The following is a 26,209-nucleotide window of genomic DNA, read 5'->3' on the forward strand; positions in this document are numbered from 1 at the left end:
ATTAAACCTTCGCTACTGATTCTTCATCTACATTGATAACCTTACGGTTTTGTGGTACATTGTATTGTAAGGAATGATTTTCCGTTCCCGGCTGTTCATTTAAACAGTTAAACATCAAGAGGTGCGATATGAAATCCGTGCTGAGATTATTCGTTTCTGCAATTGTTGTTTTTTCACTTGCAGGATGTTATACAGAACTTGCTACGGTGGAGCGTCAGGAAAGCGATATTGCCTATGATTCCGATACATCGTATGATGAAGGCAACACGACGATCAATAATCACTATTACCTCGACGATGATTATCGCCAATCTCGCCTTCGCGTGTCGTTCAATTATTATTATCCTACTTACTCATCCTGGATAAGCTCGTATTATCATTCCTATTTCAATGACTATTATTGGGGAATGTCCTACCGGCCATCATGGTATTACGATCCATTTTATACCTATTATCCGCCGTATGGTTGGTGCTATTATCCATCACCATATTATCATCCGTGGTATCCATATTATCCTCCAATCGCCTACTACCCTGGATATTATTCAATGCCAGTATATGCAAATAATCCGGCAACGCCGAATCGTCCAAGAACGGATGGACCGACGAGAGATCCGCAACCGGAAGATCGACTTCGACCGATCCCCGGAACTACACCAACAACAGAACCGCCTATAACAAGTACTGACGTTCGTCCAACCACTGGCGAAGCACGCCCGATAGAAACGTCCGGAAGAAAACCAGAACAACCATGGTGGGAACGATTAAATACAGAACGTCCTACAAAATTGGCAGATGAAGCACGGCCGATTGACAATGACAAAGGAAATAAACCACCTCGCGAAAATGTTCCTGGATACAATCCTCCAACACATAATCGTCCGAATTCGGATGGAGAAGCACGACCAACCGAGCATCCAAAGAATAATCAACCGACATATACACCACCAAAAAATAAACGTCCAGGTAGTGAAGATCGTCCAGTGGAAAGACCGAAACGAGGTGAGCCGAAATATTCACCTCCGGTCAAACAATCAGTGCCAAAAGATGAAGCGCGTCCTGTTGAACGCCCGCGAGAGACACGACAGCCGTCGTACAATCCTCCTACGCAATCAACGCCGCCGCAATCTGCTCCACCCAGAAGCAGTGGTGGAGGTTCTTCGTCGGGTGGAAGCGGAAGGAAACGAGACTAATATGCATGCAAAATTAACATTGATGATGACTATTGTTGTGATGTTCGCATTTTCTCAAAGTGGATGTTATACAAAACTAATGACACCGCAGGAATTTGTACACACACAGCGTTATCAACCGAAGAAAAATTTTACGGATAATTCTTATTCTATCAATTACAATCAATCATGCGTTACGTGTCATAGCGTCACGGAATTAAACGAACGCACTGAAGATTTGGAGTATTATGGAGTTCGAACAGTTCATGATGGAATTACATTGTCGTCACGGTTGTGGATTGATGGATCCGTTCTTCAACCGAGTATTCTTGTTCCAAGCCCCTCACCTTATTGGCCGAGCCCATATGACCCCGTGACTCCTTGGTGGACACCTTTGGGAACGACAGTAACAACAACGACGAATCTTCCTTCCGGCGATGGGAACAGAATTCGAAATGGTGGATCAACGCGTGATGAAAATAAAGAGGGTGAACGAAACGCACCGATTTCTTCACCGACTTACACACAGCCGCAAGCTCCGGTGGGTGGAACAACACCGGTACCATCTACTCCAGCTCCGGCAGTACAAGTGGCACCATCGACACCGCCGGCACAAACAAATGACAGCGGTAGAACAAGAGAATCAAATGAAAATACCAATTCATCCAACCGTACTCGAAGCGACGGAGCAACAAGGGATGATAATGGCAACAGACCGAGATAATTAGTGAGAAAAACCATGATGCGTTTTATTTTGTTTATGACAACAATGTTGTTGATGCATACAATTGTATTTGCTCAATCTTCCGAAGATGCCTTACGATATTCAGCAAGAGGGAATGGTTCCGGTTCGCGCGCCCTCGGAATGGGAAATGCGTATATCGGCGTATCGGATGATTACAGCGCTGCTGTGTGGAATCCCGCAGGACTTGCGCAGATGCGAAGATTAGAAATGATGGGAGGGATATCAAGCACTGGCCTTTCCAATGATGCAACATTCTTTTCTGCAAAACAAAATGCAAGCACTTCTGCAACATCACTGGACAATATTGGATTTGTCTTTCCGTTCCCGACTGTTCAAGGGAGTCTTGTATTTGCGTTTGGATACAGCCGAATCGCCGATTATGCATCGACAGTGAAGTTTGAAGGATTCAACAGTGGAAGTTCCATTATTTCATCGTTGTACGATTCCGATGTTCAATATGACATTCCCTTCAATACGTATTTGACTAATTCTGCAGGATACAGTGCTGTTCAAAATAATGTCAATCAACGCGGAGTAATTAAAGAAGGAGGAAATCTTGGTCAATGGTCATTTGCCGGCGCAGTTGATATCGAAGAAAATATTTCGTTCGGTGTTTCTTTGAATGTCTATTCTGGGATGTATGATTACACACGAAACTATGTGGAGGAGGATACTCGCAACATCTATAATAACACTGCCGCAAGTCTTCTGAAAGATTCTGCCTATTTACGGTTCAACAAATTTTATTATGATAGTTTTTTAAGCAGCGAATTGAGCGGCGGCAATATTACCCTGGGAATGATGTATCGATCAGAACTTTATCGGGTAGGATTGATTGCAAAAGGACCGACATCAATTAAAGTGCAGGAGACGTACATAAACGAAGGTGAAAGTGTATTCGATAATAATGGCGGCTCATGGAATACAACAAATCCAGCAAAAAAATATTCTGCCCCCAATTCCAATAACGAATACGGTGTTAGTTCACCGTGGACATTTGGTGCGGGAGGATCATTGTACATTCAACCGGAATTGTTGCTTGCTGTGGATGTTGACTATGTCGATTGGGCGCAGATTGAGTGGACAGATAGTCCGGCGATGGAAAAAAAGAACACACAATTACAATCGCTTTTCCGGTCAACTGTCAGTTACCGGATAGGTGCAGAGTTCGACATCCCGACTACCGAAATGCGAGTCCGCGGGGGATATTCGGTGACTCCATCGCCGTATAAAAATGATCCAAGCACTTTTGATCAGACCATGTTCACCGGAGGAATCGGTATTTTCCTTCAACGGAATGTTGTGTTGGATGGTGCATTCGCATATGGTTCTTATAAATCATTTCGCAATCAATACTCTATCCCGGGTTTGGCAAACGCTTCCAGAACCGACGAATCGATCACGACAACATTGGTGAATTTTACCGTCAGCTATCGTTTTTAGACCAGGACACTTCTAAAATTGATTGTTATTATGCACGCCGCTTCCCAGCGGCGTTCGTATTTTAAAGTTGAGTTTCGTTCAGACTTTCAATAAGTTATATTATTGTATAGCAGTTTTACCTGGGGGGACACTTCACTATGTTTGGAAATAAACCGACCGTCATATCTAACGACCAGCAACGAGATCTCATTTCAAAGCATCTTCGTTATGCGGATGAATTGGTGCGCGCAAAAAATTTTGAAGCAGCAATTGAAGAAATTAAAAAAGCGCTCCAGATCGATCCGAAACATTCTCTCGCCCGCTCTTTTCAACAGCGAATACTCTTGATTCAAAAGCAAAACGCCTCGCCGGATGACCTTTTAGCAAAGGGACCGAGCCAGGAAGAGATCACGCAGATGATTGCGCAAATGTTTGCCGTTGCGGAACAAATGATTGGCAAGCGGATGTATCAGGAAGCATTAAAAAAGATCGCTGAGGTGTACACACTCGATCCGGGAAATCATTTTGCGAAGGCCTATTCCGATAGGATTGAACAATTGATCATGGAGCAGGAACAGGTCGGTCGTCAGGTCTTTAAAGAAGCGATCCAACAGAAGAAGCCGGAACCGACCGTTGATACGCCTATCGACATGGAACGGGGAAGTTTGATGATGTACGATGAGATGATGAAAGAGGTCTGGTTCGATGGAAAAGTAACACCGGAAGAAGAGCAGGAACTTCAAGTCGTACGGGAGATCTTCAACATCACCATGGAAGAGCATACCGTTATTGAGCGAAAGGTGAAACACAAAGCGTATATTGATGCGCTTAAACTTGCTTGGAAAGATGGAGTCATCACGGATATGGAACGTCAGGTGTTGGATATGATGCGCCGCCGGTACGCCATCACGGAAGAGGAACATGCTTCACTGGAACGGGCAGTGCAGGATGCGAAGAAGGGGACGCAACCAAAAGCGAGAATTCTTATTGTCGAACCGGATAAGAATCAATTAGTCACGTTGATGCGTGCACTTCAGTCTCGGAATTTTGAAGTAGTTATTGCTGCAAGAGCTGAAGATGCGCTGCAAGTGATGATTAAACAACATCCGAAATTGATTATTACCGAGGCGGTATTTCCGCTAGGCCATTTAGATGGATTCGGTTTTTACCAAAAAGTACAGGAACATCCGGCACTTAAAGGAACACCATTCTTTTTTGTGAGTGATGCAAAAAGTCAAAAAGTGTTTCATGCCGCCCTGCGGCTTGGATTTGATGCATGTATGACGAAACCGATCGATATGGATCTGCTGTTTGCTGCGATTGATGGAAGATTACTGCTGAGATAACGTTTACCATCGTACTAAAAATACAATATCTCATCCAATTGAAAATGGATGTCAGAATGAACTCCAATCTGAATGTATCCTTTCTGACGTTTTTGAATTAACATAAATCAAAATAGATACAGCTGAATTGTATTGACCAGAGGACAATACTATGAAACAATCGTCAATCATTGATGCTCTTGTTCAACAACTTGAAGAATCATATCACACACGTGCCTGGCATGGTACGAATCTTCGTGGCTCCATCCGCGGACTCTCCCTTGATCAGATCTGCTGGCGCCCATCCGCGAAACGGCATAACATTTGGGAAGTTGTTGTTCATTGCGCGTATTGGAAATATATTGTGCGCCGCCGGTTGACCGGCGAAAAACATGGATCGTTTCCGTTAAAAGGAAGTAATTTTTTTCAACGCCCCGAAAATCGAATAGCATCCGCTTGGAAAAAAGACATTCAACTTCTCGAAGAAATGCACCAGTTACTTGTTGACGAGGTTAAAAAAATCTCGACGGAAGATTTAGGTAAATATCCTCATGGGAGCAAATTCAGCAACCTCCAAACCATCACAGGTATTGCAATGCACGACGTGTATCACGCAGGACAGATACAATTGTTAAAGAGACTGCAAAAGTGAAATTCGAACTTCCAAATTCCAAATAACAAATTTAAAATCAAAACGATAAACTCTGAATTCAGGATCTTGCATCCAGTATGCTGAATCTTTAACCTTATTTCGCCTCCTTTATGAATCGATTCTTCAAACCCTCTCTTGATTGGTTATTACTTTTTGTTCCATTGACGATCCTTGGTGAGTATGCGTTTCATTTTTCAGAAACGACATTGTTTCTTTTTTCGTGTATTTCTATTGTTCCTTTGGCAGGCTGGCTTGGAAAAGCAACGGAACATCTTGCAGAAAAAACCGGTGAAGGGATCGGCGGATTGTTGAATGCTACTTTTGGCAACGCTGCAGAATTGATTATTGCGTTAATGGCTTTGCAGGCGGGACTGTATGATGTTGTGAAAGCCTCCATTACCGGATCGATTATCGGAAATATTCTGTTGGTTCTTGGTGCATCGCTGTTAGCAGGGGGATTGAAGCATAAAACATTGACGTTCAGTGCTGCAGGAGCGCGTGCTCTTTCGACCATGCTTACACTGGCATCCATTGGATTGATTGGTCCCGCAGTGTTTCACTATTTTGGCGGGAAAGATATTGCTGATCGTGAAGCTGATCTCAGTATGGAGATTGCTGTTGTTCTTGTTGTTACGTACGGGTTGAGTCTTCTTTTTTCCTTAAAGACTCATAAACAACTCTTTATCGGCGAAGCAGCAGAGGCGGCAAAGATTGAAAATGAACATCGCAAAGCATGGAGTTTAGCACGATCGTTTACTGTATTAGCGGTTGCAACATTTTTTATTGCGTGGATGAGTGAAATTCTTGTGGCTTCAGTTTCGCATGCGGCCGAGGCAATGGGAATGACGAGTATTTTTGTGGGAGTGATTGTTGTTGCCATTATTGGAAATGCGGCAGAACACAGCACAGCGATCCTTGTTGCTATGAAGAACCGAATGGATCTCAGTTTGGGAATTGCAATCGGGAGCAGCATTCAAGTGGCGCTTTTCGTCTCTCCGGTACTTGTTTTTGCAAGTTATTTTTTGGGACCGAAACCGATGGATCTTGTCTTTACGCCGATTGAATTACTTGCCATTGCGCTTTCAGCATTGATCACAGAACAAATTGCCAGCGATGGAGAAAGTAATTGGCTGGAGGGTGTGCAGTTGATCTCTGTCTATATCATTTTTGCGTTGGTGTTTTACTTTTTACCGGGATAGATTTAGAGAGAATTGCAAGCATAACAGAAAAAGGTTACATTTACAGAGAATGAATCCGCAGAGGTGGCATTTAAGGCTTACTGCGGATTTTTTGTATTGATGAATATGGAAAACATTAATAAAAAAGAACTTTCTGAGCGCGATATTTGCTCTCTCTATATTCGACCTGCTGTTGCAGATGCGGGCTGGGATAGTTTTACTCAAATCCGTGAAGAAGTTAATTTTACTAAGGGAAAAGTTGTTGTCCGCGGCAATGCTGTCTTTCGTGAAAAACCATTGCGAGCAGATTTCATCTTGTATTATAAATCGAACGTACCATTGGCAATTATTGAAGCAAAAGACAATACGCATGGCGTTGGTGATGGAATGCAACAAGCACTTCGGTATGCAGAAAAACTACAAGTTCCTTTCGTCTTTAGTTCCAACGGTGATTCGTTTTTAGAACACGATAGATTAGTTACAAACGGTGTTGTTGAACGTGAAATATCACTGAATCAATTCCCATCGCCAGAAGAATTATGGAAGAAATATTGTAATGCTAAAAATATTTCATCTGAGATTCAATCTGTAGTTACTCAAGATTATTATTCTGATGGTAGCAAAAAAGAACCACGATATTTTCAGATGAGTGCAATCAACAAAACGATTGAAGCTATTGCAAAGGGACAAAATCGAATTTTGTTGGTTATGGCGACTGGAACTGGTAAAACCTACACGGCTTTTCAGATTATTTGGCGTTTATGGAAAGCAAAAAAGAAAAAACGAATTCTCTTTTTAGCAGATCGAAATATTCTTGTTGACCAAACTATGGTGAATGATTTTAAACCGTTTGGTGGCGTAATGACAAAAATTACCGATCGTACGATTGACAAGTCGTACGAGGTATATATGTCGTTGTATCAAGCGATTACCGGTCCGAAGGAAGAACAAAAAGTTTACAAAGAATTTTCTCCTGATTTTTTTGACCTTATTGTTATCGATGAATGTCATCGTGGTAGTGCCGATGAAGACAGTGCTTGGAGAGAGATACTTGAATATTTTAGCTCTGCAACTCATATTGGATTAACTGCTACGCCAAAAGAAACTGAATATATCTCAAACATTGATTATTTCGGTGACCCCGTATTTTTCTATTCATTAAAAGAAGGAATAGAAGACGGTTTTCTTGCTCCCTACAAAGTTATTCGCATTGATCTCGACAAAGATTTATTAGGTTGGAGACCAACAAAAGGACAAAGGGATAAATTAGGTCAAGAAATTGAGGATAGGATTTATAATCAAATAGATTTTGACAAAACACTTGTCCTCGAAAAGCGAACAGAACTTGTTGCTCAAAAAATTACTGATTTTTTAACTCGAACAAACCGTTTTGATAAAACCATTGTCTTTTGTGAAGATATTGATCACGCAGAACGAATGAGACAACAATTGGTGAATTGTAATTCTGATCTTGTTAACGAAAACAGAAAATATGTAATGAAAATAACCGGAGATGATCTTGTTGGTAAAATGGAACTTGATAATTTTATTTTACCCGACAGTAAATATCCTGTCATTGCTACAACCTCAAAATTAATGTCAACGGGAATCGATGCACAAACGTGTAAGCTGATTGTTATTGATCAGAACATCCAATCTGTCTCGCTCTTTAAGCAAATAATCGGACGCGGGACGCGAATTAATGAAGATTATCAGAAATTATTTTTTACGATAATGGATTTCCGCAAGGCAACGGAGCATTTTTCAGATCCCGATTTTGATGGTATTCCTATTCCCATAGATGGGGACGGCGATGGAAACAACGGTGGAAATAATTCGGGTGGAGGAGGAGGTGGTGGGGGTGTGGGTGGAGAAGGTGAACCAAGACCGAAATATTATGTGAATAACGTTTCTGTTTTTGTTGTTGCAGAACGAGTACAATTTTATGACAAAGATGGAAAACTTGTTACTGAATCTTTGAAAGATTACACAAGGAAGAATATTCTTAAGGAATATTCTTCCCTTGATCAATTCCTTATTCTTTGGAATAAATCCTCGCAAAAAAGCGCAATTATAGAAGAAATGAAAGAGCATGGAATTTTTATTGAGGCTATGGAAGAAGAAGTCAGTAGAAATATTGATCCATTTGATTTAGTCTGCCACGTTGCATTCGATCAACCTCCGCTCACCCGTAAAGAACGTGCGAACAATGTAAAAAAAAGAAATTATTTCACAAAATATGGTGGTAAAGCGAGAGAAATTCTTTCTGCACTAATAGATAAATATGCCGATGAAGGAATTGAAAATATTGAAGATATTCGAATTCTGAGAGTAAAACCGATTAAAGATTTTGGTACCCCGTATGAGATTTTTGAAGCATTTGGAAGTAAAGAGCAATACGAACAAGCAGTTTTAGAATTAGAACAACAACTTTATCAAGCAGCATAAAACTATGTCAATCAGTGGTGTAATAAAAAGCATTCAAGATATAATGTGGAAAGATGTCGGCCTTGACGGCGATGCACAGCGTATCAGTCAATTAGGATGGATGCTCTTCTTAAAAATTCTTGATGATCAGGAAAAACAATTTGAATTACTGAATAGTAAATACAAATCCGTCATTCCTCAAAAGTACCGATGGAGAACGTGGGCGGAAAATCCGGAAGGACTGACCGGCGAAGATTTAATTGAGTTTGTGAACAACGAATTATTCAGAAGATTGAAAGAACTCCCTTCAAATGGAAATCCTGAACGAACATATATTGTTCGTTCGGTTTTTGAAGATACGTTTAATTATATGAAGTCCGGCACGTTAATGCGTCAGGTGATCAATAAAATTAACGGTGCAATCGATTTTAAAAAATCGGAAGATCGTCACATCCTTGGTGATATTTACGAACAAATTCTTAAAGACTTGCAAAGCGCAGGTAATGCCGGAGAGTATTATACTCCACGCCCAATTACGCAATTTATGGTTGAAATGATTGATCCGCAACTCGGAGAAAAAGTGTTTGACCCTGCTTGCGGGACAGGCGGTTTTCTTACTTGCACAATCGAACATGTTCGAAAGGAATATGTTCGCACTACAAAACAAGAGGACAAATTACAAAAAAGTATTTATGGTGTTGAGAAAAAGCCTCTTCCGCATTTGTTGTGTATGACCAATATGTTGTTGCATGAGGTTGAGGTTCCATCCAATATCCTTCACGACAATACTCTTGCTAAACCATTTAGTGATTATAAAAAAGAAGATGAAGTGGACATCGTGCTTACAAACCCGCCGTTTGGCGGAATGGAAGAAGACGGCATTGCTGGTAACTTTCCAGCAGCGTATCGCACAAAAGAGACTGCGGATCTTTTTCTTGTGCTTATAACAAAAATATTAAAAGAAGGCGGAAGAGCGGCGATTGTATTGCCGGACGGATCGTTGACCGGAGACGGTTTAAAGCTTCGTATTCGTCAAAAATTGCTGGAAGAGTGTAATGTGCATACAATTGTGCGGTTGCCAAATTCTGTTTTTCAGCCATACGCTTCAGTGGCAACAAATTTGATTTTTTTTGAGAAAGGAAAACCGACTAAAGAGATTTGGTATTACGAACATCGTTTGCCCGAAACGCAAAAGGCATACAGCAAAACAAGACCGATCCAATTAAAAGAATTTGAACCAATCCGTAAATGGTGGAAAAAACGAAAAGAAAGTGAAATCAGTTGGAAGTTAAATATCGGGCAAAAAATTACCGAAGCCAAAAAAGAGGCAAAACAGTATTGGGAAGCAGCAATAAACGCGCAAAGTATTATTGATGCCCATAAAAAAAGGATTACAAGAATTGATGATGACCTAAAAGGAAAAGAAGAGAAACAACCATTACTTGAAGAAAGACAAAGACTTCAAAGTGAGATTGGTGCGCAGGAAAAAATTGTTAAAGAACAACAGCAAAATGGTGATTCAATTTATGGTGCGGCATTTGAATTGGATATAAAAAACCCGGTAGCTCAGAAAGAAAGTGTAGAATATACAAGTAAAGAAATTATTGAAAAGTTGAATAAATCATTTGCAAAGAGTTTAGAATTAATTGAACACATTAAATCAGAATTGTAGAACTTCATAAATGCCATCCAAGATCACCTCATTCAGAGATTTCTTACTACCAAGAGAAGAGCGATTTAAACCAGACGATGCTGCAATAAATGGTCTAAAAAGAATCGATAAAATTGATTTTTCTGGCGCAATTTACCTTTCTGAGAAAACATCGAACACCGATATGATTTTGATAAAGAAGGGTGATTTGGTGATCTCCGGAATAAATGTTGCCAAAGGTGCCGTTGCTATTTACGAAGGGGACGAAGATATAACCGCAACCATCCATTACTCATCATATTCGTATGATGAACAACAGATCAATAAAGATTACTTGAAATGGTTTTTAAAAAGTGCTGCTTTTATTAATTTAATTAAAGCAAAAATTCCTGGCGGAATAAAGACCGAAATAAAACCTAAACACTTTTTACCACTTGAGATATTATTGCCGGGATTAAATTCTCAAAAACAAATTGTAAATAAAATATTAGAAACTGAATTAGAATATAAACAACTCCAAATTGAAATCGAGAATCAACAACAATTCCTCAAGCAATTGCGCCAGCAAATTTTACAGGATGCAATACAAGGTAAACTGGTATCTCATAATCCGAATGCTGAACCTGCAACCAATCTTCTTGCACGAATAAAAGAAGAAAAACAAAAACTTCTTTCGGCTGGGGAAATAAAAAAAGAAAAGCCGTTACCCCTGATTAAACCTGAAGAAATCCCTTTTGATCTACCAAAAGGTTGGATGTGGTGTAGATTAGGAGAAGTAATTGATTTAATTTCTGGGCAACATATTGAAGTACAAGACTATAACTTAAAAGGTGAAGGAAATCCATATCTAACAGGCCCGTCTGATTTTGGCGAAATACATCCAAAGTTTTCAAAATGGTCAACAAAACCCAAGGTTATCGCAATGAAAAATGATATCCTCATTACAGTGAAAGGATCAGGAGTCGGGAAAACAAATATTCTTCATGAAGACAATATTGCAATTTCAAGACAGCTTATGGCTGTTCGAAATATGGGTGTTAATCTAAAATTCTTAAACTTTTATCTGCAAACAAAATTTGAACAATTTCAATCTCAAAAAGATGGTCTTATACCTGGGATAAATCGAGACACTGTTTTGCTCAAATGTTTTCCGCTTCCACCATTCACTGAACAAAAACGTATTACTGATGCTATCGAAAAAATTATGCAATTTAGTGCACAACTAGATAATCAAATCACTTCATCAGAAACTCTTTCCAAACAGTTAAAAAATGTAGTTTTGAGAGATGCATTTGAGAGTAAAAAAAACTATAAAAACCCACCTCTCGGATATCAAATCGCTGCCGAGCCTAAAGTAAAATATAAATCATCTAATGCTTAACTTTAGTATAAATCATCAATCGTTTGGTCAACTTGCACTGTTCAAAAAACAAATTGAACAGTGCAAACGTGAACTATTTATTGCTAAAGTAAATTTTCTCCGTCCATATTGTGTAGTCTATTTAGATCAATTGTTATTGTTACAAAACAAACAGAAGAAAATACAATTTCAATCTATTTACGATGGAGCAAATCAATACCTGAAACAAGTTGGTTTTGAATTTATTCATCCAAACAGCAAAGGGTGCGATAGTTTTAATCAAACAGAGATTATTTGTTTAAAAAGGTTTTCTGGCACATTAAGTGTGATAGAAGAACAAGTAGTGCAATGGATATTAAATGACATTGTCCCATTTTTACCAACGATTGAAGAAAAATTGCGTAAAAAAATAGTAAAGAACTTATGGGAAATAGTTAATAATGGGTTATCTCACGGTGAAGGTGAGTTCGGCGTTTCTGCATGTGGCCAATTTTATCCACTGAAAGGTTATTTTGAGGTGGCATTTTATGACTCAGGGTATGGAATACCAACATTGACAAGAAATTATTTAAAAGATAAAGCTCCTGCAAGTGATTCAGAGTGCATCACTTGGGCGGTTCAGGAGGGTAATTCAACCCGCCCATTTGAGGAGTCTGCCGGTATGGGGTTGCATCTTTTGCGGAGATTCCTTACTGTTAATCACGGAACTTTTCAAATCGCGTCTGGTGTTGGTTATTATGCTGATGATAGTGTGACCCCTGCCGTTAAGCTCAGAAATTATATTGATGGAACATTGGTCAATATTCGTGTTATCTATGACAATTATACATATCAATTAAAAGGCGAGAACAATGAAGACAATTAAAGTTGTTTCGCTCGTAGGAAATCCTTGTTTACTCTCTCCCGATAAAGGAACATCGTTATATCAATCGATTAACGATGGTTTGCAGGAAGCATCTCCCGTAGTGGTAGATTTTGCGGGGTATGAGTTCCTTTCGAGTACATTTCTTAATCACTCATTCGGTCAGTTATGTATTGATAATGATTGGGATGATACCGCATTTAAGGAAAAAGTTTCCATCGTGGGAATGGAAGAAGACGATGTTGATGAGGTTGCAATTACTGTGCATAATGCACAGTTGCGTCGCACGTTGAAACTACAACACATTTCACCCGCAGAATATTATTCGCAACGACTTCCCGCGTAAACAATGGCTACAGTTATAGACGCATTGAGTATTGTTGAAAATAAAAAGAGGCTTCCGTGTGGAGCCTTTTTTGTTGATACGAATATTATCATTGATTATAAAGATCCGTTTTCAACGTCACTTGAAGATAGAAGGATTGCTTTGTTGAATGCTGATCTCGGTAAAGTTTTACATTATTTAAAATCCTTATCGCTGGTTTCCCATACTACGGTGAGTGTTGCTGTAGAGTATTATAAACATTTGCAAGTCGGTTATTACCGTACGCAAACGGGGTCATTAAAATTTGAAACAAATGAATTTAAAAAACAGAGAGCTAACGACATTGCTTTTTTTACTGGATGGGATTTACAAATTAAAACTTTCAAAAAACTATTTAAAAAAAACTTTCCCATACATTTTGATTCTACATTCACACCGGATATCTTAGAAACTTTTGAGGGAAGTAAAGTCGATTTTGGAGATCATCTATTATATAACTATATGATTTCCTGTCCCGAAGCATTACGATGTATCTTTACGAATGACAGTGACTTTTATTCGTATGAAGGTGAGTTTTACTTGTTGACGACTAATAAAAAGATTATTTCACAAGCTAAAGACGATAAGAAACTTTTCACGATATAGTTCCAAAAAACTCATCTAACCAAGTATTTCATCGTTCCAACAACTTGCGAATAATATCCTTTTCCGAACAGATTCAAATGATTAAAGAGATGATAGAGTTTGTACAACTCGCATCTTCTTCTCCATTCATCATTCAGTGGATACGTTTCATGATATGATGCATAGAACGCTTCACTAAACCCACCAAACAACATTGTCATAGCAAGGTCGGCTTCGCGATGTCCGTAATAGACGGCAGGATCGATCAATGCCGGAGTATTATTTTCCACGCACAAAAAATTTCCATTCCATAAATCGCCATGAAGCAGGGTTGGCGGCTCACCATCATTTGGTATTAATCGGTCAATCTGTTTTTCTAGTTTAGTGAAAAGCGAAATGATTTCTTTATCGTTGTAACCATTCTGTTCTGCAAGACGAAATTGGAACTCCAATCGGTGTTCCACGAAAAAGTCTTTCCATGAATTGGTCTGAGGCAAATTCTCTTGGAGGTTCGATCCGATGTAATTATTCTCGATGAAACCAAATTGTGTTGCTGAGTGCCGATGCAGTTGAGCGAAATGTTTTCCAAACTGTTCAAAGAATTGGGTTCGCTGCGTGGGGGTCGTGACCGGAAGATATTCCAGAATTAAAAGTTCTTCGCTTGCAAGAATGACTTCTGGGATACGAAGTACATTTGCTTTTGCCAACTCCCGTAATCCATTCGCTTCTTTTACAAACATATCGTGATGCTGAGGAGAACTTTTTACAAAGAGTGATTGCCCGTCACTCATCTCTACGCGATACGCAGAGGCAATGGAGCCGCCGCTTGACTGGGAAAGAGAAAGAACATTTTTGTTCAGAGCTGATTGGATGTGAGGAATGATTGATGAATTCATAGTAATTTAGTTGACCGTCACCTATAAGGTGACGGTCAACTCCCTTGTGCTTTCAATTGTTTCAACAATCCTACGCACGCATCTTCAAGAATATCCAGTACATGTTCGAATCCTTCGGGACCGCCGTAATATGGATCAGGTACCCCGGTTACATCCATCTTCTGTGAATAATCGCTCATTAACGAAAGTTTGTGATGAAACTGTTTTGTTCTATCCATCGATTTCAAGTCGCGGAGATTATTTTCATCCATTGCGATAATATAATCGAATTGTTCAAAATGAAATGCTGGATTGAATTGTTGCGCCCGGCTGGTAAGATTATACCCCCGTTTTTGTGCGTGCGATCGCATGCGAGTATCCGGAAGTTCACCAATGTGATATCCGGCTGTTCCAGCAGATTGAATCTCAATCGGGAGTCCTTTTCCAAGCATTTTCATGACTCCTTCGGCGGCTGGGGAGCGGCAGATGTTTCCGAGGCAAACAAAAAGAATTTTGGTTGATTTCACGTCGTTTTCCTGTTAAAAATTGTGTAAAATAATAGGGAGTTTTTTCTGTAAATCAAACTGTTGTCACACATCAATCCGCTTCCATACTGTGTGCCTCATAACACACCGTTTTCTTGACTATTCCCTCCATGCTTTCTATTTTCAACTGTATCTACCCTCCAAAACTCGGCGAAAAAACCGAGGAAATTCGCACACAGGGGCTACAAAATCCGTGCGATTGTCCCATTACTTATTGCAAATGCTTTAGGAATGTTGATGCGCAGTTTTAAGATAATTCTATCTTTTTTTCTTTTTTCATTTCTTTTATCCAATTCATTATTGGCAGTGGGATTTACGTACTATTCAAAATCTGGACAGTCAAATCCAACACTTCTCTCCAATTGGTCGTTAACAACAGATGGTCTTGGTAATTCTCCAACATCATTTGATTCTGTTGGCAATGTTTTTGTCATTCAAAATGGACATACCATGTCTTTACCGGTTGGTCCCGCATGGATTATTTCCGGAACAAATTCTGAATTACGCATAGATGGAAAATTAATTTTGAATTCGTCTAGCTCAGTAACTGTTGAACGTTGTCAAATTTTTATTGGTGACTCATTGGCAATAAATAGCGGGGCGTCATTTACTGTGAATAATGGTAATACAGTGGGGTATGATCTAATTGTCCAAGGAAAATTAGTAAATTATGGCACTTTAAATTATGGTGTTTCAGCAACAGGCGAGGTACAAACTGATGGAAAGTATTATCATAGAGTCGATGGTGGAACAATTCCAGCATTTACTTGGACAGGGAATGCGCTTTGTGTAGTAGACAATATTACAAATTCTACAACTTTATTTGGACTCAATCAAAATTTTGGAAGTCTGTACTATGACTGTGTCACACAATCATCAAACGTAACAATAAACTCAGCACCGATATCACTTACAAATTTTACAATTAATTCCACCGGTACGACAGGTAGTCTAACATTGGGAGTGAATATTTCTCCAGCAGGCGATCTCATTGTTAATACAGGAATTCTAGATCTTTCGACATTTACCATTAATCGTGCAGCTTTTGGAGGGACAATCAGTCTCGGAACCGGAGCAAAACTGAGAATTGCGGGGACAAATAGTTTTCCTCTCGACTATTCAATACAAATACTTAATACATCAAGTACGGTTGAATATTACGGTACCGGTTCCCAAATTATTGCGGCAAAGAAATATGGAAACATAAACATTAGCGGAACTCGTGGTACGAACAACATCACTTTTGCAAGCTTTGATACCATTCTCATTGCCGGAACATTTTCTCCAACCGCAACATTTTCCGGAGGAGCGTACGTTACATCAAACTCTGTATTAAGATTTAATGGATTGAATCCTCAAACTCTTTCTGCGCTTCCCGACGGGACCCCATTTCATTCTTTGGTGATAGATAAAGTGTCAAATGTTTTGACACTTTCCTCAAATATTACATTGACGGGTAATCTTGATTTGATGAACGGTACGCTTAATGACAGTGGAAATACCATTACCGTAAATGGTCATATTCATGGTTCGTTAGGTCAACATAGCAGTACCGCAAGTGGTAAGATTCTTCTTAGTGGTGGAGCAGCGCAGCATCAAATCGGTGATGTGGATTTAGGACGTGTAGAATTGAATGATGTTAATGGAGCAACAATAACAGCCAGTCCCGCCATAAAGGATCTTATTCTCACAAGTGGGATACTCAATCTCGGAAGCGGATTGTATATCCTTTCGGGCGGTTCCATCACAAAATCTTCCGGCAATATCTCAGCAACGGGAAACATTTATTTCAATGGATCGGGTACAGTTAGTGGAGGTATAACATTTGATCTTGTCCGCGTAGCCGGTGCAGTTGATTTGGGAGTCGGATCAATAGTAAACGGAACTTTGCAAATTGATTCAGGCGGATCGGTGATCAATAATGCTCCATCATATGGAGTAACATCACTTCTGAAATATAATACAACAGGTATTTTTGCAAGAGGCTTAGAATGGAGTAGTATGAGTGGGGCCGGATATCCTTTTCATGTTCAAATATCCAATAATACCGAGGTCAATTTAGGAGCAAATGGCGGTACTGCGATAGAACGGAAGATTGCCGGGAATTTGACCATTGATTCTGCATCGACACTGCGAATGAATCAGGCGGGATTTATTATGACTCAACCACTAACAGTGTTAGGAAATCTAACGTTAAATGGTGCGCTGATCCAATCGAGTCTCGCAGGAAACGATTTTTATCTCGGAGGAAATTGGTTGCAGGGAGGTGCGAGCAGTGGGTTTTTTTCGAGTGGGAGAACAGTCCATTTTATTGGTAGTGGAAATCAGACTATCTCGAGAGCAAATTTCTACTCGGTTGATTTTAGTTCACTTACCATCAACAAACCAACAGGTGCTCTTATCATTGATTCAGTGCTGGCGACAAGTCTCACCATCGATGATACACTTTCACTTATTTCCGGTGATATAAATCTTAAAGATCGATACATCAACTTTCAATTTTCAGCTTCTCCGTTAATTGTAACCAATGTTCCGCATACGATTTTTGGATCGGCTGGTTCGGAATTCCAATTCAATGCAACCAAAACAGTGAATTCTATCGGCGGTGGAACGCTGTCATTCAATAACAATGTGCTCGTTACCGTAAACGGAAGCGACGTACATTTTGGAAGTGGAATAACAACGATTAATGGTGTATTGAAAATAATCGGCGGAACAATCGCTGCTGGCGGTGCTCCGGTATACAGTCCTTCCTCAACTTTAAGATATGAAATAGACGGATTATATAACCGGGGACCGGAATGGAGTTCATTATCTGGAGCCGGTTATCCAAATCACGTAATGGTAAGCGGATCAACAGTATTGAATTTAGGTTTTGGAGGCAACGGTGTTGCGCGGCAGTTGGCGGGAGATTTAACGGTTGAATCCGGTTCGGAACTGACCATGAATAACGCTGAATCTCAAATGACAGCGTCATTGTCAGTGACCGGAAATGTTTTAATCGATGGAACCCTAACACTTTCCTCATTTTCAGGAGGGGATCTCTTCCTGGGAGGAAATTGGACATTAAATGGTACGTTTACACCTAACGGAAGACTTGTAACATTTAACGGAAGCAGTCAAAATATTTCCGGGCCAACAACATTTGACGTCATGACGCTGAATAATGGAACGATCGTTAATCTTAACAATGACATTCACATTTCGAAAGGACTGAATTTTGCCAATGGAAAAATCTCTACCGGTATCAACGCCGTTATTATTGTTGATACGGCAAGCGTTTCACGGACAAACGGTCATGTGATCGGCAATTTGAAGAAATATTTTCCGGGTGGAGCCAATATTTCTAAGTTTTTTGAAATTGGTGACTCAAATTTTTATACGCCCGTCAATATTACTCTTGCAAATGTTTCGATAGCCGGATATCTCGGCGCTTCAACATCTATCGCCGGTCCGGATCTTACAGGAAGTTCATTTAATTTTTCCAAAAATGTCAATCGTTTCTGGAAACTGACGAATATAGAAACAGTGTTCGATACATGTAATGCAACCTTCACATTCAATACTGCGGATATTGACAGCGGCGCCAATACGAATAATTTTGTCGTAAAAAGAAATCAAGCTGCTTCATGGAGCAATACTGTTACCGGTACAAAGAACAGCACGTCAACGCAGGCGATTGGATTGACAGCATTGGGTGAATTTGCCGTCGGTGAACTTGTTGGCTTTGCAATTGCAACGAATTCGTTCGGAAGCGGAGGTATTGCCCCAAATAATCCATCGCTTTCGCAAGGGTCCAATCAAACGTTTAACTTCAATCCCAACATCAATTATCATGTCGACTCTGTAGTGGTGGATGGAAATAATATCGGTGCTGTAATAACGTACAATCTGAATAATGTTGACTCCGTTCACACGATCAATGCATATTTTTCCATTAATCAATATGCAATCACTTCTTCCGTTGTTGGCAATGGCACGATCGCTCCGATAGGTTCAATCAACATCAGCCACGGAACAAATCAGTCTTATACCATTCTGCCGAATCTTGGATATCACATTGACAGCATTCGGGTAGATAGTACAAATGTTGGTATCGGAAAATCTTTCACATTCAATACCGTTACAGGTGTGCATTCAATTACCGCGTATATTAGTCCAAACATCCAACTCTACTCAGAATATTCAGCTGATGTTTCTACGGGATTGTTGCTGCATTTCAATGAATTAAGCGGTTCAACTTTGGCGGATTATTCTTCGAACGTGAATAATGCTGTTTCATTCGGGACGGTTCCAGCTAATGGGAAACTTGGAAATGCCAGAGGGTTGTCCGGACTGTCCACTTATATTAACGTTCCACACGATAATACGATCAATTTTTCTACAGGTGATTTTACCATTGAGGCGTGGATTAAAACCGATACAATCTATGCTGCACGGACGCAGTATATTTTTGATAAACGGGCAAACAGTTCTACCCCGGGTTATGCATTGACGATACAACCTGGTGGTGCAATATCGATGGCGACATGGAGTCCTACGCAAAAAAGTATCGGTTCCGATGTGAAGATCAAATCGGGAAAATCATATCATGTTGCCGGTGTGCGAAAGAACGATACGCTCCGCATATATGTAAACGGAATTGCGGGAAGTCAATTTTTACCGATCACCGGTGACAATCTGAATAATATCGGGGATCTTAAAATCGGTGCGCGAAATGACACGAATTCAACATTTAATTTTAGCGGGATGATCGATGAAGTTCGAATCTCATCCATTGCTCGATCGTCAAATGAATTTAATGTTCAACCAACTCCGGTCAATCTCGCTTCATCGGCGGTGAGTCAGACCGAATCGTCTTTGAATTGGGTAAACGGCAACGGCGCAGTAGGACGGAGAAAAAACTTCATCTATCGGGGAAATTCTTCTCAGTCACTTGCATTGATTGATTCAACCGATGCGTCTACATATTCCCAATCGGGACTCACAGTAGGAACACCGTACATTTATGGAGTGAGTACGGTCGACAGTACGGGATATGAAGGAATCACGAATACTGTAGGATTCTTTAGCGCTATTCCCTTGACTGGTGAATATGCGGCTGATGCTAATACGGTTTTGCTTCTGCATATGAATGAACCCGCCGGCAGCGATGCGCATGATGCCAGCAGAAAGGGAAATTATGGTGTGGCAAAAGGGTCGACGATTGTTCCAGGAAAATTGAGCAACGCCAGAAAGTTCAATGGAACGAGTGAGTTCATAGAAGTTTCCCACAGAACAAATTTAAATACAGGCTCTTCCAACTTTACCGTAGAAGCATGGGTGAATCTCGACACACTGAACAAACGTCATTACATCGTACAAAAACGGTCTGGCAGCGGTTTTATTTTCCTTGTGGATACAACCAATTCGCTTCGGTTTTATGCGCTCGATCAGATTGGAAATACTTACGGTGTTTCAAATGGATCCATCATCCTGAATTCAGGAACATGGTATCATGTTGCCGGCGTACGAACCGGCGATGTGCTTTCGATCTATGTGAACGGAAAGTTCGACCAGTCAGCAACCATCCCGTCCAATATGAATCTGGACAATAGTGGATCGCTCACCGTCGGCACATACTTTAATTTTGATCCGACACGGTTGTTGAAGGGTTCTATCGACGAAGTACGCCTTTCAACCATCAATCGTACACCGAATGAATTTAATCTTCAGCTCACACCAAACTTTATCAGTGCTTCAGCTTCCGGAACAACGATCAATCTTGCATGGACGAACGGAGGCGGATCAGCACCATTTATGCGGTATAGAATCTACCGCGGCAGCGATTCCACCACAATGAGTTTGATAGATTCCACAATCAACACAAATTATACTAATTCCGGTTTGACGAATGCTTCAACGTATTTTTATCGGATCAGTACTGTTGATTCAACAGGATTTGAAAGTGAAAAAAGTTTTGCACAGTACGACACTGCACTTGATACAACTCCACCCGCCGTACCGCAAAATCTTGTTGCATCAGCCGGTGATCAACAGGTGATAATTAGCTGGAAACCTAATAACGAAGCAGATTTCCAGAAATATTATGTCTATCGCGGTACTTCACCAAATCCCACAATAATTATTGACTCAATCATCAATATCGTGGACACACTGAAAACGTACGGCGGATTGGTAAATTATCAACAATATTATTTCAGAGTGACAGCGAAAGACGTATACGGAAATATCAGCGGTTATTCGAATGAAGTATTGGCGACGCCGATTGATCAAACAGGATTGTCTGCTCCAACCGTTCTTTCCGTTATTGATTCTCTGCAAACGAATTTTACACTACGATGGAATTCCACGATCGGCGGTGACTTCAGGGCATATTATATCTATGGCGGACTTACACCATCACCGGAAAGTATCATTGATTCTACGACAAGTCTTACTGATACAATAAAAATTCTTACGAAACTGAGTATCGGGAAAAATTATTATTTCTTTGTGACAGCCATTGATTCCAACGGCAATGAAAGCGGTGGATCAGTTCAGGTAAACGCTTCTCCCGATGCTTCGGCACCTATGCTCGGTGAATATGCACCTGATATTTATACCATGGCGTACCTTCGATTCAATGAGATGACTGGTGACAGTCTGTACGATGTTAGTGGAAACGCCAATAACGGTGAGTTGTTCGGAACGGCGGTAACGAACGGAAAAGCTGGGAAGGGGAGGAATTTTGACGGCGTTGATGATTATGTCGCAATAAAAAATTCTGCAACAATGCAGCCGCAGGATATTACCATTGAAGGGTGGTTCAAATTTGCCAGCACAACCGGTACGAAAGTGTTGATTTCAAAAACTGTCGGCTCAGGGATTTCTGAATCGTTTATGATGAAATATATTTCGGGAAATCTTACAGCATCAATTGGTACATCATCAGGTCAAGGCCCGCTGTTGACAGCTGCTTGGACTCCTGAAACGGGCCGATGGTATCATATTGCATATACATTTGATGAAGTGGGTGATCTTCACGCTTTGTATGTGAACGGAAAGCAGATTGCATCGGGAATTAATACCACAAGTATCGGATATGATACTCATCCAATACTGATTGGAGCTGAGTACGAAAATGAAACATTGACGAATTATTTTGACGGAGTAGTTGATGAAGTCCGTGTAACAAATCGCGTTCGCTACGCTTACGAGTTCAGTCTACCTGTTCCACCATATTTTCTCAGCGCCAGTCCTGCAGTGAATTCGATCAATTTATCTTGGGTTTTTGATGGTGGATATACGCCGTTACGGCAATTCTATGTTTACCGTGGTGCCGATTCTACCACCATGACACTGCACGATTCCACACAGAATACCTTTTACGCGGATATAGAACTCCCAGAATTTTCCACGTACTATTACCGGGTAATAGCGACCGATTCCACAGGATTTACTTCGGATTCGACGTACGCGGCTGGTTTAACCGTTCCGGATCTCACTCCTCCGACGGCACCCGTCATTCTTTCCGCTATTGGAGGGAATAGCGTAATCGACGTTGTGTGGTCTAAACCTTCATCCAATGATATTGCGAAATACATCGTCTATGTGGACGGCATTGGACTAGATACCACATTTTCATCGACGGATACCTCGGTGACTCTCACAGGAATCACTAATGGAGCAAGTTATCAAATTACAGTCTGTGCTTTCGATAACAGTGATAATATCAGTACCAGTTCGAATGCGTATTATGCCACAGCAAATCCCGCGATGACAAGCGGTTACACTCCGGATGCCAATACTGTTCTGCTGCTCCACTTCGATGAATCGACAGGATCCGTCGTTTCGGATCTTTCCGGAAATAATAATTATGCCTCTACCGGGAGTAGCATCTCCGCTGGACGATACGGCAATGGACGCGATGTTATTTCCAGCAATATCTCCATCAGCGATGCTGCAACCATGAAAGTCACCGAAGGATCGTTTACGATCGATGCATGGATTAATGTGAATGATTCCAGCAAAGACTTCATCATCTTCAAAAAACAATCAGGAGCGGTTGGATTTCAGGCGAAGATGGTGATCGATACCGGGACCATTGCCATTTTCGTTTCAGATAATTTAGCAAACAGCATCTCGTTCACCAGCAACAAAAAAATCTCTGATGGAAAGTGGCATCACATTGCCTTGACGTTCCTTCACGGTTCGAAATTGTTCACACTTTATATAGATGGTGTATCGGATGTGGCTACAAGCGCTGCAGCACTGTCGGGATCCTTTGATTCCAATAACCCTCTGCAGATTGGTCCAGATGCAATGCTGGTAGAATCCGGTATCAATAGCAAACGTTTTTCGAAATTGAAAAAAATTCGTTTCGCAGAAATCGATATGATGGCAACGGAGGTAAGTAGGACGGTAGTTGATGAGTTTAGAGTTTCGACAACAGTGAGAACTCCGAGCGAATTTAGCTTGCTGCTTCCTCCATCATCGTTATCAGCAACGGCACAGAGTTCTACATCAATTGGTCTCACTTGGTTGTCCGGAGGGGGTACAGCTCCGTTCATGAGATATTACATTTATCGCGGATCGGATTCCACTTTGATGAATCTTATCGATTCCGTGGTGAATGCAACATATCAGAATACAGGCCTTACTTCCAATACAGAATACTTTTATCGAATCAGTGCCGTCGATTCTACAGGATTTGAAGGAGAGAAAAGTTTCGCAAAAGGAGTCACTACTCTCACATCGTACGCAGTATCGGCTTCTGTTGTCGGGAATGGTGCAATTTCTCCCTCCGGAACCATTACTATTCTTCAAGGGACAAACCAACTATTTGTTGTCACGGCAGATCCCTATCATCACGCAGATAGTATTTTGGTTGATGGAATTAAAGTCGATTCCCTGTTGAGCTACACATTTATTAACGTCGCGACTACACACACGATCGCTGCGTATTTTAGTCCGAATGTATTGCATCATTTCAAAATCGAAGCAAGCGGAGGGGGACCGATCATCGATCCGACGGCAGGACAAACATTCAATATCACAACAACTGCAGTGGATACGTTCGGGAATGCAGTGTCGACATTTACGGGAAATGTTTGGTTCTCATCTTCCGACACGACAATCTCTCTCTTGGGAGGATTGTATTCAGTTCCATTTACTGCAGGGCAACATGGGCCGCAAAATGTTACCATGTTTACTTCCGGATATCACACCATTTCTGTGATCGATTCTGTCAGCGGAAAAATTGGTATCAGTGATAGTTTTTTTGTTCATCCGGGAGACCTCAATCATTTTACAGTGAAAGATACTTTTGGATTGGATATACCGACTCAAATCCAAAATATTCCCTTTAATATTCGGATTACGGCGTTTGATAATTTTAGCAATATTAAAACTGATTTTGTTAGAGCGGTCTTGATCTCTGTACCCGGTGCAACGGTTACAACGGGTAGCGGACCGACCTCTAATTTTGTCAATGGAATTCTGAACTCGCATCAATTGGAACTGTCAAGCAGCGGATCATTCTCCGTACTGGTTAACGATAGTGTGTCGGAAACAACAAATTCCAGCAATTCGTTTACTGTTCTTCCAGATACGTACAATATTACGTCAACGGCTTTTAGTGGATTATTTTCGCCGTCAGGAGTTCAATCAGTGAGTTATGGCGACACAATTGTTTTTACATTTACTCCAAATTTCAAACACCACTTTGACAGTCTTTATGTTGATGGTCTAAGAGTGATGGATTCAACATCGCGTTATACCTTTGTTGATGTTATTTCTGCACACACCATTAATGCATATTTTTCGCCGACGTTGAATGTTCCACCATTTTTCACCACGGTTTTGTCGGATACTGCAATTGCACGATTTGATACATTACAATACGCGTATGCTGCGAATGATCCGGACAGCGGGGTATTACATTATGCGATCGTTTCAGCACCATCCGGAGTTTCCATTGACTCTGTAACAGGAGCGTTAAAGTATATTCCTATAACAAGTGCAAAGGGGCAATATACCATTGTGTTAAAGGTGTTTGATGACAGTCTTGCTGCGGTGAATGATACGGTATTGGTTCGTGTGAATATCTACGGCGATGTAAGTGGTAATGGAGTGATTTCTGCGTTTGATGGAGCACTTGTTCTTCAGAACACAGTCGGTGCCAACATATTCTCTTCATTGCAGCAGCGTGTCGGTGATGTTACCGGTAACGGATCAATCAGTTCGCTGGATGCATCGTACATTCTGCAGCGTGCAGTGGGATTAATATCATCCTTCCCCGGCGGACTGGAAAAAGAATCGCGTGCCGAGGCGGTTCTTTCTGCATTTTCTTTCAGGATTCTGCGCGGAGAAAAACAGGATGAATATGATCTTATAATCTCGGTCAACAAACCATCGCAGGTCTTTGGTATTGCGATGAGTGTCAGTTACGATACGACTATTGTAAAAGCTTTAAAGATGAGCAAGACGGCTTTAACTGATAGTATGTCCATGGCATATTATTTTCCTGAGAGAAAAGCGAATCTTGCGCTTGCAGGAGTTACACCATTGAACAAAGCAGGAGATATTATGAGATTCTCCTTTAACCTGAAAGATCCGAATTATCCGAAGAATGCCGTTCTGTTTACAATGAAGAAATTCATGTTGAATGAAACCGATCATACAAACGATATTGGTGGTATTACATTGAACGTAAGAGATCTTGCTCAACTGCCGACAGTCTATAAATTGGAGCAGAATTTCCCGAATCCATTTAATCCTTCTACGACGGTCAATTATCAATTGCCGGAAGCAAGTACTGTAAAGATTGTAGTATATAATATGCTTGGTCAAGAAGTGAAAACACTCGTGAGCGAAGACCAACTTGCCGGTTACTATTCAATGGTATGGAATGGAACGGATAATACAAATAGAAAAGTTTCGTCCGGTGTATATATTTATCGGATTATTGCGATAGGTCCGCAGAAGAAACAATATACCGAAGTGAAAAAAATGTTGATGATTAAATAATTTACACTCTGACCAGTGTCCAAAGGGAGCGGCGTC

The 26,209-nt window shown here is 40.7% G+C and carries 15 protein-coding genes; 13 read left to right on the forward strand and 2 right to left on the reverse strand.

Going from position 1 to position 26,209, the window contains the following annotated elements:
• Positions 1-128 precede the first annotated feature (128 nt).
• The 12 genes from WDA22_14210 to WDA22_14265 all read left to right on the forward strand — a co-directional run bounded on the left by WDA22_14210 (position 129) and on the right by WDA22_14265 (position 13,764).
• Positions 129-1,193: a hypothetical protein gene (locus tag WDA22_14210; GenBank protein MFA5834629.1), complete on the forward strand. Its 1,065-nt coding sequence runs from the start codon at positions 129-131 to the stop codon at positions 1,191-1,193.
• Between the two features lies 1 nt (position 1,194).
• Entirely contained in the window at positions 1,195-1,896 is a 702-nt protein-coding gene (locus WDA22_14215; protein ID MFA5834630.1) for a hypothetical protein, read from the forward strand.
• A 15-nt stretch (positions 1,897-1,911) separates the two neighbouring features.
• The gene (locus tag WDA22_14220) at positions 1,912-3,360 is read left to right on the forward strand and encodes a hypothetical protein (protein ID MFA5834631.1); all 1,449 of its coding nucleotides are present in this window, start codon (positions 1,912-1,914) and stop codon (positions 3,358-3,360) included.
• 137 nt (positions 3,361-3,497) lie between these two features.
• Entirely contained in the window at positions 3,498-4,685 is a 1,188-nt protein-coding gene (locus WDA22_14225) for a response regulator (protein MFA5834632.1), read from the forward strand.
• A gap of 151 nt (positions 4,686-4,836) precedes the next feature.
• A complete protein-coding gene (locus WDA22_14230) occupies positions 4,837-5,316 on the forward strand; it encodes a DinB family protein (GenBank protein ID MFA5834633.1) in 480 nt (159 codons plus the stop codon).
• Positions 5,317-5,426: 110 nt separating this feature from the next.
• The gene (gene cax, locus WDA22_14235) at positions 5,427-6,515 is read left to right on the forward strand and encodes a calcium/proton exchanger (GenBank protein MFA5834634.1); all 1,089 of its coding nucleotides are present in this window, start codon (positions 5,427-5,429) and stop codon (positions 6,513-6,515) included.
• 114 nt (positions 6,516-6,629) lie between these two features.
• Positions 6,630-8,942: a DEAD/DEAH box helicase family protein gene (locus WDA22_14240; protein ID MFA5834635.1), complete on the forward strand. Its 2,313-nt coding sequence runs from the start codon at positions 6,630-6,632 to the stop codon at positions 8,940-8,942.
• Positions 8,943-8,946: 4 nt separating this feature from the next.
• Positions 8,947-10,593, forward strand: a complete 1,647-nt coding sequence (locus tag WDA22_14245) for a class I SAM-dependent DNA methyltransferase (protein MFA5834636.1) — start codon at positions 8,947-8,949, stop codon at positions 10,591-10,593.
• A gap of 10 nt (positions 10,594-10,603) precedes the next feature.
• Positions 10,604-11,953, forward strand: a complete 1,350-nt coding sequence (locus WDA22_14250; protein ID MFA5834637.1) for a hypothetical protein — start codon at positions 10,604-10,606, stop codon at positions 11,951-11,953.
• Positions 11,946-12,797, forward strand: coding sequence for a hypothetical protein (locus WDA22_14255; GenBank protein MFA5834638.1), 852 nt, complete (start codon positions 11,946-11,948; stop codon positions 12,795-12,797). The genes WDA22_14250 and WDA22_14255 overlap by 8 nt, the downstream gene beginning before the upstream one ends.
• A complete protein-coding gene (locus WDA22_14260; protein MFA5834639.1) occupies positions 12,784-13,140 on the forward strand; it encodes an STAS-like domain-containing protein in 357 nt (118 codons plus the stop codon). The genes WDA22_14255 and WDA22_14260 overlap by 14 nt, the downstream gene beginning before the upstream one ends.
• A 3-nt stretch (positions 13,141-13,143) precedes the next feature.
• On the forward strand, positions 13,144-13,764 hold the full coding sequence (locus WDA22_14265) for a hypothetical protein (protein ID MFA5834640.1): 621 nt from the start codon (positions 13,144-13,146) through the stop codon (positions 13,762-13,764).
• Positions 13,765-13,775: 11 nt separating this feature from the next.
• Here the strand turns inward: WDA22_14265 and WDA22_14270 are convergent, their stop codons facing one another.
• Complete coding sequence (locus WDA22_14270) at positions 13,776-14,639, reverse strand: fructosamine kinase family protein (GenBank protein MFA5834641.1); 864 nt, start codon at positions 14,637-14,639, stop codon at positions 13,776-13,778.
• Between the two features lie 35 nt (positions 14,640-14,674).
• On the reverse strand, positions 14,675-15,145 hold the full coding sequence (locus WDA22_14275; protein ID MFA5834642.1) for a low molecular weight protein-tyrosine-phosphatase: 471 nt from the start codon (positions 15,143-15,145) through the stop codon (positions 14,675-14,677).
• Between the two features lie 255 nt (positions 15,146-15,400).
• Here WDA22_14275 and WDA22_14280 point away from each other — a divergent pair, with 255 nt between their 5' ends.
• Positions 15,401-26,173 (forward strand): LamG-like jellyroll fold domain-containing protein, encoded by a 10,773-nt coding sequence (locus WDA22_14280; GenBank protein ID MFA5834643.1) that lies wholly within the window; start codon positions 15,401-15,403, stop codon positions 26,171-26,173.
• The last annotated feature ends 36 nt before the right edge of the window (positions 26,174-26,209 follow it).

This window comes from Bacteroidota bacterium (genome assembly GCA_041658205.1).
Lineage (GTDB): Bacteria > Bacteroidota > Ignavibacteria > UBA10030 > UBA8401 > UBA8401.